This window comes from Kribbella caucasensis (assembly GCF_004361855.1).
GTDB lineage: Bacteria > Actinomycetota > Actinomycetes > Propionibacteriales > Kribbellaceae > Kribbella > Kribbella caucasensis.
The window spans coordinates 24655-42239 of sequence record NZ_SNWQ01000025.1 but is presented as its reverse complement, the minus strand read 5'-3'; the positions used below and the strand labels follow the sequence as shown (position 1 = coordinate 42239).

The following is a 17585-nucleotide window of genomic DNA, read 5'->3' as shown; positions in this document are numbered from 1 at the left end:
GTCTCCTGGGGAGGCCTGGCGCGACAGGTCCGCGGCGTGGTGCTGTCGTTACGGGACAGGGACTTCGTCGTCGCAGCCCAGACGCTCGGAGCAGACATTCCCGCATCGTGCGCCGCTACCTGATGCCGAACATCGCCAGCCACCTGACCGTTGTCGGCAGCCTCGCCGTGCCGCAGATGATCGTCGCCATCCATCGGCTGGGTAGCAGGGCCGAGGTCGAGGAACGGGTGTCCTACCTACTGCAGATCGTCGGCCTCCGGCCCGAGCAGCGAAGGCGGTTCCCGCACGAGTTCAGCGGCGGGCAGCGCCAGCGGATCGGCATCGCCCGCGCTGGCCCTCTCGCCACGGCTGATCGTCGCCGACGAACCCGTGTCCGGCCTGGACGTCTCGGTCCGTGGCCAGTTGCTGAACCTCATGACCGTCCTGCAGGTGCGGTTCGACCTGACCTATCTGTTCGTCTCCTACTACCTCGGCGTCGTCGAGCACCTCGCGGATCGGGTCGCGGTCATCTACCTCGGCCACGTCGTGGAGCTCGGTGAGGTACCGGACGTCTATGGACGCCCACTCCATCCCTACACCGAAGCGCTGCCCTCCGCGATTCCGACTCCGGATCCCGATGTTCGACCTCAGCGCATCGTTCTCCAGGGCAGCGTCTCGCCGGCCAACCCGTCGCCTGGCTGCCCGTTCCAGACCCGCTGCCCGTACGTCCAGGAACGTTGTCGTCACGAGCCACCGCCGCTTCGAGCGTCAGCTCCTGGCCACCTGATCGCGTGCCATCGCGGCGCTGAACTGCACCTCGCGGGCGTCGAGTCATCGCCTGCCGGATCGGGCAAGGAGCAGGGAAGGCTTCAGTCGATCGGGCCGCTCGCACAGAATCCCCCGCTGATGCCCGAGCGATCGCTGAACCAGAACGAGTAGAGCCTGGCGTCACCAGTGAGCTCGAACTCCAGGGTGACGTCATGCTCCGAGTATGCGCCGTCGAGCCCGACCGGCAGACCGAACGCGGTGGAGTCGGTTCCAGGTCCGAGCGTGACGGTGTGATGGGTCGACGAGCGGTGATCGAGCACGGAGACGCCGATTCCGCCGCGACCCGTCGTCGCGTTCACGAACAAGTGCTCTCCTCGAACGCGGAGGCGTTTGGACTCCGCGCCACCATGACCGGTCGCATCGGCTCCCAGCGAGGCGAACCCGTCACGCCGGAGCTGCGCGAGTCCCATCGAGCCGCCGGCGTACATGTGCTCACCGAGCGACGGCGAAACACCGGAAAAGGCCGTGTAGTAGATCCGCACCAGGTCGTCGACGGGAATCAGGCCGCCGTTCACCATGTGCAGGTAGCCCCGGTCCCAGCTACCGGGACGACGCGACGACACCAGAAGCGGGCGGGGACTCAGGCTGTAGTGGTACCCATCGCGGGATGAGCCGAGATACAGGTCGATGATCTTGGGCGTACCTCGCTCCTCGGCCCAGTCGTTGCTGGGTCCCCGATAGATCGCGAAGAACCCCAGCATCTGGCTCTCGTAGGGCATACAAGTGACCTTGTAGATCTCTGGCGACGGCAGGTCCTCGACGGTGTTCTCGTGACCAGCGCCGTGACTAGCCACCCAGGGGACGACCTCTTCTGGCGACCACGTGGCCGCTGTGGCCAAGTCGGAGTCCGAGTGCCAGCCGCGGCCACGGCCGAAGCGACCGAGATGGGTGCGAATGCTGAAGACCCATTCCTTTCTGAACGGGTCGTAGAAGAACGTGGTGTTGTCCCCACACGGCCCGACCGCGGTCAGATGATTCCAGTTGACGCCATCGGAGCTGCCGTAGAGGTCTGCTCCTTCGGCTACGACCGGCGAAGCGTGATGGGGCAGGGTGTCGACCGCGAAGTCGGACGGGCGTTGGCGGACGTAGCGGAGCAGCCGATATTCTCTGCGGGCTCCGGTGTAGTCGACGCAGACGCTGACACCATCTCGTTGCAGCAGGCCACCGTCGCGGCGATACGGCAGTCCGAGCAGGTCGACCGGTTCATCGGCGAACCAGTCGACACCGTCGACGGATTCACGCAGATGCGTACGGTCGAACCATCCAGACATGTACCAGACCTTCCAGAGACCGGTACTGCGATCGAACGCGATGCCGTCGTCGAACGGCGCGGCAATGGGGCAGCGCCCGCCGTTGAGATCGGAGTCCGAACTCGGATGAAGAACTGGGTTCGTGGCGTTGACCTCGACCGGGTGCCAGGTCCTGACCAGGTTGTGGCTGCGGAACACGTGGTCGTCAAGCAGCAGCTGCCGCCCCGCCGTTGCGTCGATGTTTTCGGTCACCCCCTTCACCCCCGGTGCTCACATCCGGGTGGTTGTGTGTTCGGTGCCTGTTGGCGGGTCGGCGCCGTGTCGTGTGCACGTGATCGCGGCGGCCTTGACCGCGTAGGCGATGACCTCGCGCAGCGCAGACTCGTCGATGCCGTTTAGCCGGGTACCGCCGAGCAGTCCACGCGAGAGGAGGCCAGCGATCAGTGCGGCCATGAAGGAGTCGCCCGCACCGACGGTATCAACCACCTCGACCGGCGGTGCGTCGACCTCAACGCGAAGCGTTCGAGTGTGACCGATCGCGCCTTCACCGCCGCGGGTGATCACCACACATTTGGTTCGGTCCGCCATAAGGAACTCCGCTGCGACTTCTCCGAGCGAAGCCCCGGGCAAGAGGAATGCACAATCCTCATCGCTGAGCTTGATCAGATCTGACGCTGCGGCAAGCGTCTGGATTGCCGACCAGGCGGCCGCGGGGTCTGGGGTGATCGTCGGGCGTGCGTTCGGATCCAGGGTGACTGTAACGGGTTGTTCCGTCAGTCCGCGGACGAACTCGCGGACTGCTTTGGCACCCGGTTCGAGCAGACTTGCGATCGAACCTGTGTGGACGACCCGGCATCCGGGCTTCAGGATGGGCGTCGGCGGCTCCCAGACGATGTCGAACTCATACGATGCGATGCCCGCCGGGTCGAGTGTCGCCGTCGCCGTGCTGGTCCGGACGCCCGGCTCGACCGATCCGGCCGCGAGGTGGACGCCGTTGCAGAGCAGGTGCGCGGCGAGCTGGTTGCCGTGTGGGTCGGTTCCGAGGCGGGTGACCAATTCGGTGGGGATGCCGAGTCGGGCTAGCCCTACGGCCACATTGGCTGGAGATCCGCCCGGCGTTGCCTGGGGCCCGTCGTCGAACTTACCTGAACCAACGATATCGACCAGTGCCTCGCCGACGATGAGCGCAAGTGGCGCTACTGAGGCGGATGAGCCCGTTGAGGTGTGCAGGTCGCCCTGTGCCATCGCTCAGACCGGCACCTTGGTCGCGTGGGGTTCGGGGTCTGTCCATCCGCTGGTAAGAGTCAGTTCGTCGGCGCGGTGGCATGCCACGTGATGTGCCGGTGATATCTCTCGCCATACAGGTGCTTCGACTCGGCAGCGGTCGATTGCATAGGGACAGCGGGGGTGGAAGTAGCAGCCGCTCGGTGGTGCGGACGGGCTGGCAACCTCACCACGCAGCACAATCCGCTCGCGGTGCCGGTTGGGCTCGGGAATAGGCGCTGCCGACAGCAGGGCCTCTGTGTAGGGGTGCCGTGGCCGGCTGAAGAGTTCGTCGGTTGGTGCTTGCTCGACGAGCTGGCCGACGTACATCACCGCGACGCGATGGGCGATGTGTTCGACGACGGCTAGGTCGTGGGCGATGAATAGGTAGGAGATGCCGAGCCGCGCCTGGAGGTCTTTCAGGAGATTGAGGATCTGGGCCTGGATCGACACGTCGAGCGCGGAAACGGCCTCATCGCAGACGATCAGCTTTGGATCGCAGACCAATGAGCGGGCGATGCCGATCCGTTGCCGCTGGCCACCACTGAATGCGTGCGGGTAGCGGTGCAGGTGCTGGCTGCTCAGACCGACGAGCTCAAGGGTTTCCAGGACGCGTTTTCGGGCGACGGCGCCGCGGGCGAGATGGTTGTGGATGAGTGGCTCCAGCACGATGTCCTGAACTGTCATCCGGGGATCCAGGGAGGAGTAGGGGTCCTGGAAAATCATGTGGAAGTTGCGCCTCGCTGCCCTGAGCTGGTCGCCCTCGGCGGCCGTCAGGTCCAGCCAGTCTTCATCGTCACCACGCAGCTTGACCCGGCCGCTGGTGGGTTCGATCGCCCGGACGATCATTCGGCCCAGCGTCGTCTTGCCGGATCCGGACTCTCCTACCAGTGCGAGCGTTTCGCCCTTGTCGACGTGCAGGTTCACTCGATCGACTGCTCGGACCACCGCGGAATGGCGGCGCCATAGACCCTTCCGGATCGGGAAGAACTTGGTGAGCTCGTCGACGGCGAGCACGCGCCGGTCATCGGTTTCGTCAGACATCTGCCCAGTCATCCTTCGGCTCCTGCTGTTCGTCGTAGAGGAAGCACCGCACGAAGTGGCCTTCTTCGACCTCGGTCAACGCTGGGACGGCGCCGTCGCAGATGCCTTCGAGTGCACTGGGGCAGCGTGAGACGAAACCGCACTGCGGCGGCAAGCCGATCGGGGTGGGCACCGACCCCTCGATGACATCCAGCCTGTCGACGCGCTTTCCTGGCCGGGGGACCGATCTGAGCAGTTTTTGGGTGTAGGGGTGGAGGGGCTTTTCGAAGAGTTGCTCGGTGCTGGCGCTTTCGACCACCCGACCCAGGTACATGACGTACACGCGGTCGACGTACTCGGCCACGACGCCCAGGTTGTGGGTGATGTAGATCGCAGACAGCTCCTCCTGCTCCTGTAGGTCCTTCAGCAGCTCCAGGATCTGCGCCTGGATGGTGACGTCGAGGGCCGTGGTCGGTTCGTCCGCGACGACGATCCGAGGCTTGCATCCGAGTGCCATGGCGATCATCGCGCGCTGCCGCATGCCACCGGACAGCTGATGCGGGTACTCGTCGTAGCGCTGCTCGGGACTCGAGATCCCCACTCGCGCGAGCAGTTCGAGCACCCGGTCACGGATCTCTGCAGGTTTCAGATCGGTGTGCAGGCCGATCATCTCACTGATTTGGAAGCCGATGGTGTGCACCGGGGAGAAACTGGTCATCGGCTCCTGGAAGATCATCGAGATCTCATTGCCCCGGATCGAGCGGAGCTCAGCGGAGTCCGGCTCGAGGGAGAACACGTCGGTGGTTCCGCCGTCCTTGCGGCTGAGTACCGCGCTGCCTTGGACTACTTCCCCTGGCGGAACGATGAGGCGCAGCAGTGAATGTGCCATCGTGCTCTTGCCGCAGCCAGACTCGCCGATCACACCGACGATTTCGCGTTCGCCGACGCTCAGACTGACCCCGTCGACTGCCTTGACCACACCTTCGTCGGTGAAGAAGTACGTCTTGAGATCCTGGAGCTCGAGTAGGTTCATAAGTCGTCGTTCCCGTCAGTTGGGTGGCGGTCCCACGGAGTCGCGAAGGACGGCCGGGCAGTCGATCTCGTGGACGGTGCTGGCCTGTCCGTTCGAGGGTGCTCCTTCGAGCAGGTACTGGGCCGCCGCGTAGCCCATTTCGTAGTGAGGCAGCTGGATCGTCGTCAGCGGCGGGCTGGCGTAGGCGGCCAATTCGAGCTGATTGTCGTAGCCGACAACAGAAACATCACCTGGGATCGAGAGACCGAGCTGCATGATCGCGTAGTAGGCGCCAACCGCTGTGCGATCGTTTGCGCAGAACAACGCTGTTGGCGCGTCATCCCTACGAAGAAGCGTCAACGCCTGCTCGTAACCGCCGTCCGATTGATAGTTGCCTTGCCGCACCAGGCTCGGGTCGTAGCGGATGCCAAACTCCTTAAGCGCCCGACGGTGACCCTTGAGGCGCTCCTTGGCAGCGTAACCAGCGGGTCCGTTGATGAAACCGATCCTGCGATGGCCAGCGTCGGTCAAGATCTGCGTGGCGGTGCGTGCCCCCTCCTGCTCAGCCGGTATGACTGAGATGTAGTCGGTTCCGGGCGCGTAGCAGTTCAGCAGGACAGCGTGGCTTCGCTCCAAGCTTCGTGGTGGTGGTGACACCTCACGGGTGTACATCGCACCGAAGATGATCCCGTCGACCTGGCGCCCCAGCATCATCTCGATAGCGGCCTCCTGCACCGATGGGTCGCCGCCGGTGTTGAACACAGTGAGCAGATGGTTGCGTTTCCATGCATACTCTTGAGCGCCACGGATCGTGTCACCGGCGAACGGCGTCGTGGCGATCTCGTCGGTGATGAACCCCAGCGTCTCGGACTTCTGCGTCCGCAGCCCACGTGCCGCGTAGTTCGGCCGGTAGCCGAGCGTCCTGATCGCCTCGGCGACCCGATCACGGGTAGGCGCGGAGATGCTGGTGGCGCGTGGATCATCGTTGATCACCATCGAAACCGTGGTCGGCGACACTCCAGCCAGCTTGGCCACCTGAGCCATCGTGGGCCGCGGGGTCTTCTGTGACACCATGCCAGCTCCTCTAATGCGATTTAGTAAAAGGATTCAGCCAGGCAGCACCGGTGTCAAGCGCTGGGCACCGACATGTGTCACTCAGATAACCCAGACGTGTCCAGCTCTTGACGAGCTGAGCAAGCCACTGTATCAATTTACTAAATCGTAACACCTAGCTCACCCCGCAGGACCCTTGCGGAGCTGACTTCGCCCGCCACCACCCCCGTTGCGGGCGACCTCGAAGGCGCGCAGGTCGGGCCTCTCGGGAGAGGACCGTCGTGGTCCGCCGTTCTCTGACAGCCGCCGGCGCAGGCGCTGATCATCAAGGAGTTGCATCGCAGATGAACCGAAAGCTGAGGCGCTTCATCGCGCCAGGTGTACTCGTGGCGCTCGTGCTCGCCTTCGTGGTGGTACGCCAGTCGACGGGGGATGACGAACCGGCGGGCGCCAGCGCAGTGAATGAAGGACCGAAGTCGGCGCGCGGATTCCTCGAGCCGCCGGCGCTGGCGGCGAAGGTGGCCGCCGGCAAGCTGCCGCCGATCGACCAGCGGTTGCCGGAGCAACCCTTTGCTGTCGGGGATGGAACGCTCCTGCAGAAGGAGCACATGGACTGGCAGGACGGTAAGTACGGCGGGACGTTCAAGGGAGCCGCGACGTTCCCGACCGGCTGGGTGAACATCGCCGGTGGCGCGACCATCTTAAGATCGCCGAGTCAGTCGACCGGAGTCAGCGCTCCGAACATCGTCAGCGAGTTCTCCTACACCGATGACTACAAGACGTTCAAGTTCACCATTCGCAAGGGACTGCGCTGGTCCGACGGCGTCCCGCTTACGACTGATGACGTGCGGTTCGCGTTCGAGGACATGTATCAGGACAAGGAGGTGCAGCTGCCGTGGCCGACCGAGCTCTTCACACAGGGCGACGCCAGGCTTGGTCCGGCCAAGCTCAAAGTGGTTGACAAGTACAGCTTCGAGCTCGAGTTCTCCAAGCCCTACGGCTACTTCATCGCCAACCTGAACTCCTGGATCCCGTACTACAACATGCTCTTCAAGCCGGCCCACTACCTGAAGCAGTTCCACCAGAAGTACGCCAAGCCCGATGCGCTGGCCGCCCTGGTGAAGAAGAACCGGCGGGCCAACTGGGTGCAGCTCATCACCTACAAGGATGTGCCTCATTGGGACGTCGGTGCTCCCCAGGCGCTCGGGCTGCCGACGCTGAACGCGTGGGTGCTGAGCCAGTCGACGGAGAACCGCAGCGTCTACGATCGCAACCCGTACTTCTGGCACGTCGACAAGTCTGGGCATCAGCTCCCGTACGTCGACCAGGTCGTCATCGACCGGGTGGTCGACCCCGATGCCTTGACCAACGCAGTTCTGGCAGGACAGGTGTCCCTCGCCTCGGGCGGCGAGGTGAGCCTGAACAAGATGCCGGTCTACAAGCAGAACGCCGAACGCTCAAAGTTCCGGGTCTTTACCAGCAAGTCGTTCAACAACCCGCTGCTGTTGTTCCTGAACCAGGACTACCAGTACCAGAACCCGGCTGGCGCCTGGCAGAAGCTGATGGCCGATCCAGCCCACCGGTTCAGCAAGGCTGTCGCGGCCGCGGTGGATACCGAAGGCATCAGCAAGTCGGTGTACTTCGGGCTGTACGAAAAGTTGGGCCCCGAGTGGCAAGGGCACGACCCCGGACTGGCGAAGCAGCTACTCGACGAGGCGGGTATGAATCGCACGGACGGCAAGGGGTTCCGGCTCGGCCCGGACGGCAAGCCCTTCGTCCTGCGGCTGACCCACGCGGCAGGATCCCCCGACTTCGACCCGGTCGCAGAACTGCTGAAGGAACAACTGGAGCAGGTCGGTATCAAGGTCGAGATCGAACGAGTCGAGGGCACCCTATTCGACCAGCGCAAGGCGGCCAACCAGATCATGGCGTCGATGGCCTGGAACGACGGCCCGGCCTGGGCGTCGGGCATCTCTGAGGACTACCTGCCGGCCAGCAAGGGCCCCTGGTCGCCCGCTACCTGGACGTACTTCACCTCCAACGGCAAAGAGGGCCGCAAGCCGCCGGCGAACATGCAGAAGTTCTACGAGTTGGCGACCGCGCGCAAGGCGTTCCCGCCGGAGTCGCCCGAGGGCAAGAAGCTGTACGAGGAATTGGTGACCTGGCTGCGCGAGAACTACGCCTTCATCCCCACAGCGGGCGTGCGGGTCACGCCGAACATCGTCGATACCCGGCTGCGGAACGTGCCGAAAGAGGGCTCGCCGTACGAGCTGGACACCTACATCAACGCCGAGGCGTTGTGGTTCGCCGATGAGTGAGTCAGACCAACCCGGAAGGGAGGCACTCTGATGGCTCGGTTCGTGCTCCGCCGTCTGCTGATGCTCATCCCGTTCCTGTTCCTGATCTCGGTCGTGTCGTTCGCGGTGATCCAGCTCCCCCCGGGCGACTTCGTCGATACCTACGTGCGCAACCTGGAGGTTCAGGGCGGCACGGTCAACCAGGGGCAGCGTGCCGCGATCGAAGCCCAGTACGGCCTGGACAGGCCCGTGTACATCCAGTACGGCATCTGGGTCAAGCACATCGCCCAGGGCGACTTCGGCAACTCGTTCCTCTACGACCGCCCGGTCGGCGACATCTTGAAGGAGCGAGTACCGCGCACCGTCGGCATCGCCTTGGCCGCGATGCTGCTGACCTGGGTGATCGCCGTCCCGATAGGCATCTACTCCGCGCTGCGGCAGTACTCGGTCTGGGATCACCTGTTCACTTTCATCAGCTTCGTCGGGCTGGCCGTCCCCGGATTCCTCCTCGCCCTGGTGCTGATGTACGTGGTCTACGAGAAGACCGGGTGGCTTGTGACCGGCATGTTCTCGCCGGAGTACCGGGCCGCGCCGTGGTCGGTGGCGAAGTTCGTCGACATGCTCAAGAACCTGTGGCTGCCGCTGCTGGTTCTGGCAGTGACCAGCGCGGCAGGGGTGATCCGGGTGCTGCGGGCGTCACTGCTGGACGAGGTCAAGAAGCAGTACGTCACCACGGCGCGGTCAAAGGGCATGCCGGAATGGAAGCTGGTCATGCGCTACCCAGTGAGGATCGCTATCAACCCCCTGATCTCCACGATCGGGTGGATGCTGCCGGCCTTGGTGGGCGGCGAGGTCGTCGTCTCGAAGGTCCTCAATATCCCGACAACCGGGCCGGTGCTTCTCGAGGCCATCCTGTCCCAAGACATGTACCTCACCGGGGCGCTGGTGATGATCCTGAGCGCGCTCACGGTCATCGGGACGCTGGCATCCGACGTCCTTCTGGCCGTCGTCGATCCGCGCATCCGGTACGAGTGAGGTGCACGCGATGACCGAGACAGCAACTCACAAACCCCAACCCCCATCCGGGGGCTCCGGCAAAAGGCAGACCAGAAGCCGAGCCGACCGGCACTACGTCAACCGCCGTGGCGCTGAACTGCTCAAGGAGCAGAGGTCGGCACGCGGTCGGCGTCAGCGGCGGATCGAAGAGCGGCTGAGGGAGGCATCGCAAGCGCGACTGGTGCGCGCGAGGTTCACCAAGCACCGCCTCGCGACCGCGAGTCTGATCCTGCTCGCAGCCTTGTACGGCATCGCGCTGTTCGCCGACTTCGTCGCGCCCTACGACAAGCTCCAGCGGTTCGACGACGCGCAGTACACCGCGCCCACCCGTGTGCACCTGATGGACCAGCAGGGCAATTGGCACCGGCCCTTCATCTACGAGACGCGGAACGAGCTGAACCAGGAAACGTTCCAGTACGAGCAGAAGGTGCCCGAGGAAGCGCAGCGTTATCCGATCAAGCTGTTCGTGAAGACGGAGCCGTACAAGCTCGCCGGCGTGGTGTCAATGGAGCACCGGCTCTTCGGCACCGAAGGGCGACCGGTGTTCCTGCTGGGCAGTGACCACTTGGGCCGGGATCTGTTCTCCCGGTTGGTCCATGCCTCCCGGGTTTCACTGCTGATCGGCCTTGGCGGTGTAGCGCTCAGTTTCGTGCTGGGCGTCGTGCTCGGTGGGATCTCGGGGTACTTCGGAGGGCTGGCCGACTCTGTGATCCAGCGGCTGATCGACTTCCTCATCAGCATCCCGTTGATCCCTCTGTGGATGGCGTTGTCCGCGGCGATCCCACAGGGCTGGTCAGGAATCCAGACCTACTTCGCGATCACCTTGATCCTTTCCCTGGTCGGCTGGACCGGGCTGGCGCGCGTGGTGCGCGGCAAAGTGATGTCGCTGCGCGAAGAGGACTACGTGACGGCCGCACGAATCTCCTCGGCCGGGCACCTGTCCATCATCCGCAGACACCTGCTGCCGGGTGTGACCAGCTTCCTCGTCGTCCACGTCACCCTCGCGATCCCGGGCATGATCCTCGGCGAGACCACGCTGAGCTTCCTTGGGCTAGGCATCAGCGCCCCGGACGTCAGTTGGGGAACCCTGCTGCAGCAAGCCCAGGATGTCACCGTCGTGGCGAACTACCCCTGGCTCCTCGCGCCGGCCGCCTTCCTGGTGTTCGCCGTCGTCTTGTTCAACTTCGTCGGCGACGGCCTCCGCGACGCCGCCGACCCGTACTCACGCTGAGCCCTCGAACGGTTGGGAAACCTCCATGCAGATCTTTCACAAGCCCGTCCCCGGTGTCGTCGGCGACTGCATCCCTTTCTACGCCGACGGTCGCTACCACGTGTTCTACCTCAGGGACTATCGAGACAAGGACTCCTACGGCATCGGCAGCCCGTGGCATCACGTCTCGACCGACGACTTCGTCACCTTCACCGACCACGGCGAAGCGCTGTCGAAGGAGACCATCGACGACCAGGACCTCACCGTCGCCACCGGGTCGGTCATCACCGATGACGACGGGCTGCATCACATCTTCTACACCGGAATCAACCCATACTTTCGCGACGCCGTCCACCGCGAGCAGGCCATCCTCCACGCCACCAGCAAGGACCTGATCAGCTGGACCAAGGTGGCTGGCGAAGTGTCCTACGCCGACGAGACGCTCTACGAGCGCCACGACTGGCGCGACCCGTTCGTCTACCAGGACCCCGACACCGGTCGTTACAACATGCTGATCGCTGCACGTACGGCGAGCGGTCCTGTCTCCCGCCGAGGCTGCACAGCGCTCCTCACCAGCGATGATCTGACGAACTGGACTGTCGAGAAGCCGTTCTACGCTCCGGGCCGGTATCACGGTCACGAGTGCCCGGACCTCTTCCGGATGGGCGATTGGTACTACCTGGTGTTCTCCGAATACACCACACGCACCGCCACCCGGTACGCGATGAGCCGTTCACTGCAAGGACCATGGCTCACGCCGTTCGACAACCTGTTCGACAACCGTGCCTTCTACGCCGCGAAATCCGCCGGGGACGAGCAAGGCCGCAGATACCTGTTCGGCTGGAACCCAAGCAAGGTGGGCGACGCCGACGGCGGCGACTGGCAGTGGGGCGGCAACCTCACTGTGCACGAGATCGTGCAGAACGACGACGGAACCCTAGGTGTCCGGATGCCCCAGACCCTGGCGGCTGCGTTCTGGCAGCCGAGCCGGCAGGAACTTCAGCTGAATGGCTCAAACTGGGTCTCCACACCACAGGGCTACCGCGCGGACTCCCCCCATGCCTACACGGCGGCCTATGGCGAAGACATGCCGGCGAGCTGCCTCATCGAGGGGGAACTCACCTTCAACAAGAACGCTGGCGAAGCGGGTGTCCTCCTACGAGTCGATGCCACCGGCGACACCGGATACTTCCTGCGCTTCAATCCCGACCGACAGGCTGTCCAATTCGGGAAGATCGGCGGCTACCGCGACTGGTACGTCGACCACATGCCCGAACTCGACCGGCCACTCCACATCCAGCCAGGCATCCCAATCCGGTACCGCATCGTCGTCGACGGAACTGCCCTGGTCGCCTACGTCGACGACCAGGTCGCGCTCAGCGGACGGCTCTACACCTCACGACCAGGACGGGTCGGGTTGTACGCAGATGGCGCCACCGTCACCGCCACCGCTCCGAGCCTGCGGCGAGGAGTGCGATGACGCACGAGACCGAGCTCCCGAAGGCTGCCGACCTCGGCGAGCTGGCCTGGCTGGACCCCCACCGGCCGCGGTTCCACTTCGTGTCGCCCGGCGGCTGGCTGAACGACCCCAACGGCGTCACCCAGTGGGGCGACACGTACCACCTCTTCTACCAATACAACCCCGACTCCACGCGGCACGAGCGCATCCACTGGGGCCACGCCGTGAGCAAAGATCTCGTGCATTGGCACGACGAACCAATCGCCCTCGCCCCAGAGGATGGACCCGACGCGGACGGCTGCTGGTCCGGCGTCCTCGTGAACGACGGCGGCGTCCCCACCCTGATCTACTCAGGCCGCCGCGACGGCGCAGAACGCGCCTGCCTGGCCACCGGTGATCCAACCCTACGCAGCTGGCGCAAAGAGCCCGGCAACCCGGTGATTCCCGAAACTCCGAGCGACCTCGACCTGGTCGCCTACCGTGACCACTGCGTCTGGTACGAAGGCGGCCAGTGGCACCAGCTCATCGGCGCCGGCATCACCGGGCGCGGAGGGGCGGCGTTGCACTACACCTCCCCCGACCTGCGCGACTGGCAATACGAGGGCCCGCTGCACTCCGCCGATGTCGACGTGCCGGGCACGCTGTGGACCGGAACCATGTGGGAATGCGTCGATCTATTCGCGCTCGGCGAGCGTCACATCCTGCTCTTCTCGGTCTGGGACAACGAGACGACGCACTACCCGGCCTACTACGTCGGCGACTACGCCGACGGCAAATTCATCGCCGCCTCGCTGCACCAGCTCGACTACGGCCTGCGCCACTTCTACGCCCCGCAGTCGATGACGGACTCCAACGGGCGCCGGATTGCCTTTGGCTGGATCCAGGAAGGCCGGACCGAGGCCGCCACCCAGCGGGCTGGCTGGTCCGGCGCGATGTCGCTTCCAAGACAGCTGACCATCGGCAGCGACGGCCAACTCGTTCAGGCACCCGTCACGGAGATCACGGCGCTACGACGCGACCACGTGCCCGTGCAGCCGCAGACGCTCGAGCCCGGACCAGCCATCGACCTACACGACATCGCAGGCGACCAACTAGACATCCATGCAAGGCTCGTCATTCCCGACGGCGCGCGCGCCGAAATCGCGATTCGCTGCTCACCGGACGGCTCCGAACGCACGGTCATCTCCCTGGACCGAACAGCCGGCGAACTTCATCTCGACCGCGCGAACAGCAGCCAGGATCCCGACGTCGACCGGACACCGCTTGCAGGCGCACTACCGATCCCGGTCGACGGGCAAGTGGAAGTCCGGATCATCATCGACCACTCAGTGCTGGAGATCTTCGCCAACGGCCGGGCTCTCACCGCGCGGATCTATCCCACCCGGTCGGACGCCACAGGCGTATCCCTGCTCGTTTCGGGCGGCCCTGTCCGGCTTGAGCAACTCGACGCCTGGACCATGGCCGACATCTGGACCGGCCCGCGCCCACTGCGGCCCTGACAAGGAGACAACGACTTGTACGAGTTCGCACCACTCATCCGGCCGGGCGTGGTCAGCCGCTCGATCACCGCCGAGAACCCGACCGGATCCAAAGGCGCCGGCGGCCAGGCAACTTCACAGCTCGGCGCCGGGCGGAAGGGCAGGCCGTGCCTGACCCTGCCCGCGGGCGAAACAACCGAGCTCGCCCAGATCGAGGGCAGCGGCCGGATCACCCACCTCTGGTTCACCCTGCCCGACCACACCGACGCGGTCGGTTTCGTCCTCCGCGACCTCGTCCTGCGCGCCTACTGGGACGGCGAAGACACCCCGTCGGTCGAGGTCCCCATCGGCGACTTCTTCTGCTGTGGCGCGGGAACCCGGGCGCTAGTCACATCGGCGCCGATCACAGTCGCGCCGACCGGCGGCATGAACTGCTACTTCCCCATGCCGTTCGGGACCTCCGCGCGGATCACGATCACCAACGAACATCCGGTAGAAATCGGCGGATTCTTCTTCCAGATCGACTATCAGCTCGGCGAGTCCTTGCCCGCCGACACCGGTCGGTTTCATGCCCAATGGCGACGGCAAAACGCCACCCAACCGGGTATCGACTACACCATCCTGGACGGCGTCCGCGGCCGCGGAGCCTACGTCGGCACCTTTCTCAGCATCACCGCCCTCGAGCGCTATTGGTGGGGCGAGGGCGAGGTGAAGTTCTATATCGACGGCGACGATGAGCACCCCACGATCTGCGGAACGGGCACCGAGGACTACGCCGGCGGCGCCTGGGCCTTCCAAGATCAGCTGAGCTCCACCGTCGAGCCCCACGTCCTCACCTTCAGCGCACCCTTCTCCGGGTACCCGCAATACGCCACCCGCGACACCTCGAAACAGGCGGTGTACGCGACCGCGATGGCGCCCGTGCATGGCATGTACCGGTGGCACCTCCCGGACCCGATCCACTTCGAGCACGATCTGCGCGTCACCATCCAGCAGATCGGCCAGGTCGGACCGGACCTGTTCGAGCGCAGCGACGACGTCTCGTCCGTCGCCTACTGGTACCAGATCGAGCCACATGCGCCGTTCCCACCATTCCCCAGCAGAAACGAGCGGAGGCCACGCTGACCGACGGCAAGCGCAGCAGACATCACTTCACCGCCGAACAAACAATCCGCAGAGACGCCAGGTACGGGATTTCTACTGCCTACACAGCGCCGACTACCACCAGCGCCGCTGCGTGGGGAAGGCGGCCACCACTGAATGTCGCGGTTGGTGCGCTCGGCGGTCCGGTGTCACGCGGCTCGAGACCGGCGCCTGGAGTGCGTCAAGCAGGTACGGCGCGGCATCTGACCCGTGAGCCGCGCCGCAACACCCACGCAGTGCAAGCAACCCGAAAGGCGATCCGATGACCCATCCCCAGCACATTTCCCGCCGCGGCGTGGTGGCAAGCGTCGGCGGCCTCGCGCTGGGCGGCGCGGCCGCAGTGTTCTTCAGCGCGCCGGCAAACGCCGCGCCCGGACCGAGCGGACCGGCGGGCGCACCCGGCAGACCGGGCGAACCAGCGGGCGCACCCGGTAGAGCCGGCGGGCCAAGCTACCGCCCGGCGTTCCACTTCAGTGTGCCCGACAACTGGAAGAACGACCCCCAGCGGCCCATCTACCTCAATGGCGAATACCTGTACTACTACCTGTACAACGCCGACTACATCGACGGCGGGCCAGGCACCGCCTGGCGGCTCGCGACGACGCGCGACCACGTGCGGTTCCGCGACCGCGGCATCGCAATCCCGAAGAGCAGCGACGGCAACGGCGACTGCTGGTCGGGCAGCCTCGTCGTCGACGAGCACGGTACGGCCGGCTACGGGCGCGGCGCGGTCATCGCGCTCGTCACGCAGGCGCCAAAGGGCGTGCAGGCGCAGTACCTGTGGTACTCGACAGACGGCGGCCGCACCTTCCAGCCCGGTCCGACCGACCCGGTGCTGCCGAATCCCGGCGTTCGCGACTTCCGCGACCCGAAGATCATCTGGGATACCGACCGCTCGCGCTGGATCCTCGCCAACGCCGAGGGGCAACGCATCGGCTTCTATGCCTCGCCCGACCTGCACTCATGGCAGTCTGTAGGCGAGTTCGTGCGCACGGACATCGGCCTGCTGGAGTGCCCCGACCTGTTCAAGATGACCGCGGACGACGGCACGCAGCACTGGGTGCTCGGCGTCAGCGCGAACGGCAAGGCTCGCGGTCTACCCGCTACATACGCGTACTGGACGGGAACATTCGACGGCACGTCCTTCGTACCCGACGCCGACGAACCGCAGTGGCTCGACCGCGGCTTCGACTTCTACGGTGCCGTCACCTATCCGCAGCATGACGCAGACGGGAACGAGGACCCAGCGCTCCGGCACGCGATCGGCTGGGCCAACTTCTGGGACTACCCGCACAACACCCCCTCGCTCGTAACCGACGGCTACAACGGCGACGACATGATCACGCGGGACGTCCGGCTGCTGCGGACCGGCGCAGGCTACGCGCTCGCCTCGTCGCCCACGGCAGCACTGCACGACTATGTGACTCGCACGCACCGGATCGGCGACGTACGGCTCTCCGGTGTGCGCGACATCGACGTCCGAGCCACCGCATACGAGCTGTCGTGCGAGCTCGAGTGGGATCCTGCGTCGGCGCCATCGAACATCGGCTTCGAGCTGCGTCGCGGACCGGAAGGCGGCCGCCACGTTGCAGTCGGCGCCTTCCTCAACGGACCCTACGCCTACGTCAATCGGCGCCCGACCGTGAACCCGACTGGCGGCGAGTCGCAGACGCCCATCGACCCCAAGGCGGGTCGACTGGCGATCCGCGTACTCGTCGACCAATCGAGCGTCGAGTACTTCATCGACGACGGCCGTGACGTGCACTCCCATCGTGCCTTCCCACTGCCAGGCGATGACCGCATCCGGCTGTTCGTCAACGACGGAGAGGCGACCTTCCGCGACCTCACGATCCGCGAGCTGCGCGTCGACTGAAGGCGACACCGCCGCGACCCTTCAAGACTGGTCACGAGCTGCTGGCCGCCGCGCCGCAAGACAGCAGCTCGTGACCGGTGTCGAGTGCGGAGGCAGCATGTCGCAAACACCTACGGCCAGATCTTCCTGCAGTCGGGTACGAACACACAACCCATCGCCCTCCGGATTCGCCGAGGTCAGGAGCCGGAGCGCGCCACCACCGAATGGGTCACCCTGGACCCCCTCGACACCGTCAGCGACGTCCTCACCACAACCATCACCAACCACACCGCCTAAAGCAGCACGTCCGATCGCCAGTGCCCAATGCACCTAATGACGCATCCGACTCTCAGTCAGGCGTTGAGCTATATGGATGTGGTCAAGGTGCGTGTTCCTCCTCGGACACTGAAACAATTGTTTCAGCCTTCCGGGCGGCACTGATGTGGCCGCCCGGTGCTGCTCGTGGCAGGCAGACGACGAATGAGCAATCAGGGATTGCCGTCAGCAACGGTAATCACCAGGCCGACTACGCCACCACGAACTCCTTGAGCTAGGGCCGAGCTCCGGCGGCAGGTCAGGCTCTACCCACGGGCATGAAGATTGGCATCATCAGGCCTGGTCGTCAACAGCACCCTCTGGCGCTCGCCGTCGCATTGGAGCGCTCGCCCGGGCTCCGGGAAAC

The 17585-nt window shown here is 65.0% G+C and carries 15 protein-coding genes; 9 read left to right on the top strand and 6 right to left on the bottom strand.

The annotated features are described in order from the left end of the window. Nucleotides 1–236: 236 nt before the first annotated feature. A complete protein-coding gene (locus tag EV643_RS46135) occupies nucleotides 237–416 on the bottom strand; it encodes a hypothetical protein (RefSeq protein WP_238166042.1) in 180 nt (59 codons plus the stop codon). Between EV643_RS46135 and EV643_RS46130 the strand changes: the two genes are divergently transcribed. Next, the gene (locus EV643_RS46130; protein WP_238166041.1) at nucleotides 415–918 is read left to right on the top strand and encodes an oligopeptide/dipeptide ABC transporter ATP-binding protein; all 504 of its coding nucleotides are present in this window, start codon (nucleotides 415–417) and stop codon (nucleotides 916–918) included. The genes EV643_RS46135 and EV643_RS46130 overlap by 2 nt on opposite strands. Here the strand turns inward: EV643_RS46130 and EV643_RS36035 are convergent. From EV643_RS36035 to EV643_RS36015, 5 genes are read right to left on the bottom strand one after another with little or no spacing between them, the layout of a single operon-like run. Next, complete coding sequence (locus EV643_RS36035) at nucleotides 849–2309, bottom strand: hypothetical protein (RefSeq protein WP_133804697.1); 1461 nt, start codon at nucleotides 2307–2309, stop codon at nucleotides 849–851. The genes EV643_RS46130 and EV643_RS36035 overlap by 70 nt on opposite strands. A gap of 18 nt (nucleotides 2310–2327) precedes the next feature. Continuing rightward, nucleotides 2328–3302, bottom strand: coding sequence for a carbohydrate kinase family protein (locus EV643_RS36030; RefSeq protein ID WP_133804696.1), 975 nt, complete (start codon nucleotides 3300–3302; stop codon nucleotides 2328–2330). Nucleotides 3303–3305: 3 nt separating this feature from the next. Beyond that, nucleotides 3306–4364 (bottom strand): ABC transporter ATP-binding protein, encoded by a 1059-nt coding sequence (locus EV643_RS36025; RefSeq protein ID WP_202869911.1) that lies wholly within the window; start codon nucleotides 4362–4364, stop codon nucleotides 3306–3308. Next, complete coding sequence (locus EV643_RS36020) at nucleotides 4357–5376, bottom strand: ABC transporter ATP-binding protein (RefSeq protein WP_133804694.1); 1020 nt, start codon at nucleotides 5374–5376, stop codon at nucleotides 4357–4359. Before EV643_RS36020 ends, EV643_RS36025 begins: the two co-directional genes overlap by 8 nt. Before the next feature lie 15 nt (nucleotides 5377–5391). Then, the gene (locus EV643_RS36015) at nucleotides 5392–6429 is read right to left on the bottom strand and encodes a LacI family DNA-binding transcriptional regulator (RefSeq protein WP_133804693.1); all 1038 of its coding nucleotides are present in this window, start codon (nucleotides 6427–6429) and stop codon (nucleotides 5392–5394) included. Nucleotides 6430–6752: 323 nt separating this feature from the next. Between EV643_RS36015 and EV643_RS36010 the strand changes: the two genes are divergently transcribed. From EV643_RS36010 to EV643_RS35975, 8 genes are all read left to right on the top strand, one after another. Beyond that, nucleotides 6753–8726 carry an ABC transporter substrate-binding protein gene (locus EV643_RS36010; protein WP_133804692.1) on the top strand — a complete coding sequence of 658 codons (1974 nt, stop codon included), beginning with the start codon at nucleotides 6753–6755 and terminating at the stop codon, nucleotides 8724–8726. Nucleotides 8727–8756: 30 nt separating this feature from the next. Next, on the top strand, nucleotides 8757–9740 hold the full coding sequence (locus EV643_RS36005) for an ABC transporter permease (RefSeq protein ID WP_133804691.1): 984 nt from the start codon (nucleotides 8757–8759) through the stop codon (nucleotides 9738–9740). A 10-nt stretch (nucleotides 9741–9750) separates the two neighbouring features. Beyond that, the gene (locus EV643_RS36000) at nucleotides 9751–10992 is read left to right on the top strand and encodes an ABC transporter permease (RefSeq protein ID WP_133804690.1); all 1242 of its coding nucleotides are present in this window, start codon (nucleotides 9751–9753) and stop codon (nucleotides 10990–10992) included. Nucleotides 10993–11017: 25 nt separating this feature from the next. Continuing rightward, nucleotides 11018–12451 carry a glycoside hydrolase family 32 protein gene (locus tag EV643_RS35995; RefSeq protein ID WP_133804689.1) on the top strand — a complete coding sequence of 478 codons (1434 nt, stop codon included), beginning with the start codon at nucleotides 11018–11020 and terminating at the stop codon, nucleotides 12449–12451. Next, the gene (locus tag EV643_RS35990; RefSeq protein ID WP_133804688.1) at nucleotides 12448–13929 is read left to right on the top strand and encodes a glycoside hydrolase family 32 protein; all 1482 of its coding nucleotides are present in this window, start codon (nucleotides 12448–12450) and stop codon (nucleotides 13927–13929) included. The genes EV643_RS35995 and EV643_RS35990 overlap by 4 nt, the downstream gene beginning before the upstream one ends. A 15-nt stretch (nucleotides 13930–13944) precedes the next feature. Then, complete coding sequence (locus EV643_RS35985) at nucleotides 13945–15033, top strand: glycoside hydrolase family 172 protein (protein ID WP_133804687.1); 1089 nt, start codon at nucleotides 13945–13947, stop codon at nucleotides 15031–15033. A 280-nt stretch (nucleotides 15034–15313) separates the two neighbouring features. Continuing rightward, complete coding sequence (locus tag EV643_RS35980; RefSeq protein WP_133804686.1) at nucleotides 15314–16924, top strand: GH32 C-terminal domain-containing protein; 1611 nt, start codon at nucleotides 15314–15316, stop codon at nucleotides 16922–16924. A gap of 84 nt (nucleotides 16925–17008) precedes the next feature. After that, nucleotides 17009–17200, top strand: a complete 192-nt coding sequence (locus EV643_RS35975) for a hypothetical protein (RefSeq protein WP_133804685.1) — start codon at nucleotides 17009–17011, stop codon at nucleotides 17198–17200. Nucleotides 17201–17585 lie beyond the last annotated feature (385 nt).

Bases quoted from the DNA above. Each gene is read 5' to 3' on its own strand.
- EV643_RS46130 (WP_238166041.1), top strand. From the start codon at position 415: ATGACCGTCCTGCAGGTGCGGTTCGACCTGACCTATCTGTTCGTCTCC.
- EV643_RS46135 (WP_238166042.1), bottom strand. From the start codon at position 416: ATGAGGTTCAGCAACTGGCCACGGACCGAGACGTCCAGGCCGGACACG.
- EV643_RS36030 (WP_133804696.1), bottom strand. From the start codon at position 3,302: ATGGCACAGGGCGACCTGCACACCTCAACGGGCTCATCCGCCTCAGTA.
- EV643_RS36025 (WP_202869911.1), bottom strand. From the start codon at position 4,364: ATGTCTGACGAAACCGATGACCGGCGCGTGCTCGCCGTCGACGAGCTC.
- EV643_RS36020 (WP_133804694.1), bottom strand. From the start codon at position 5,376: ATGAACCTACTCGAGCTCCAGGATCTCAAGACGTACTTCTTCACCGAC.
- EV643_RS36015 (WP_133804693.1), bottom strand. From the start codon at position 6,429: ATGGTGTCACAGAAGACCCCGCGGCCCACGATGGCTCAGGTGGCCAAG.
- EV643_RS36010 (WP_133804692.1), top strand. From the start codon at position 6,753: ATGAACCGAAAGCTGAGGCGCTTCATCGCGCCAGGTGTACTCGTGGCG.
- EV643_RS36005 (WP_133804691.1), top strand. From the start codon at position 8,757: ATGGCTCGGTTCGTGCTCCGCCGTCTGCTGATGCTCATCCCGTTCCTG.
- EV643_RS36000 (WP_133804690.1), top strand. From the start codon at position 9,751: ATGACCGAGACAGCAACTCACAAACCCCAACCCCCATCCGGGGGCTCC.
- EV643_RS35995 (WP_133804689.1), top strand. From the start codon at position 11,018: ATGCAGATCTTTCACAAGCCCGTCCCCGGTGTCGTCGGCGACTGCATC.
- EV643_RS35990 (WP_133804688.1), top strand. From the start codon at position 12,448: ATGACGCACGAGACCGAGCTCCCGAAGGCTGCCGACCTCGGCGAGCTG.
- EV643_RS35980 (WP_133804686.1), top strand. From the start codon at position 15,314: ATGACCCATCCCCAGCACATTTCCCGCCGCGGCGTGGTGGCAAGCGTC.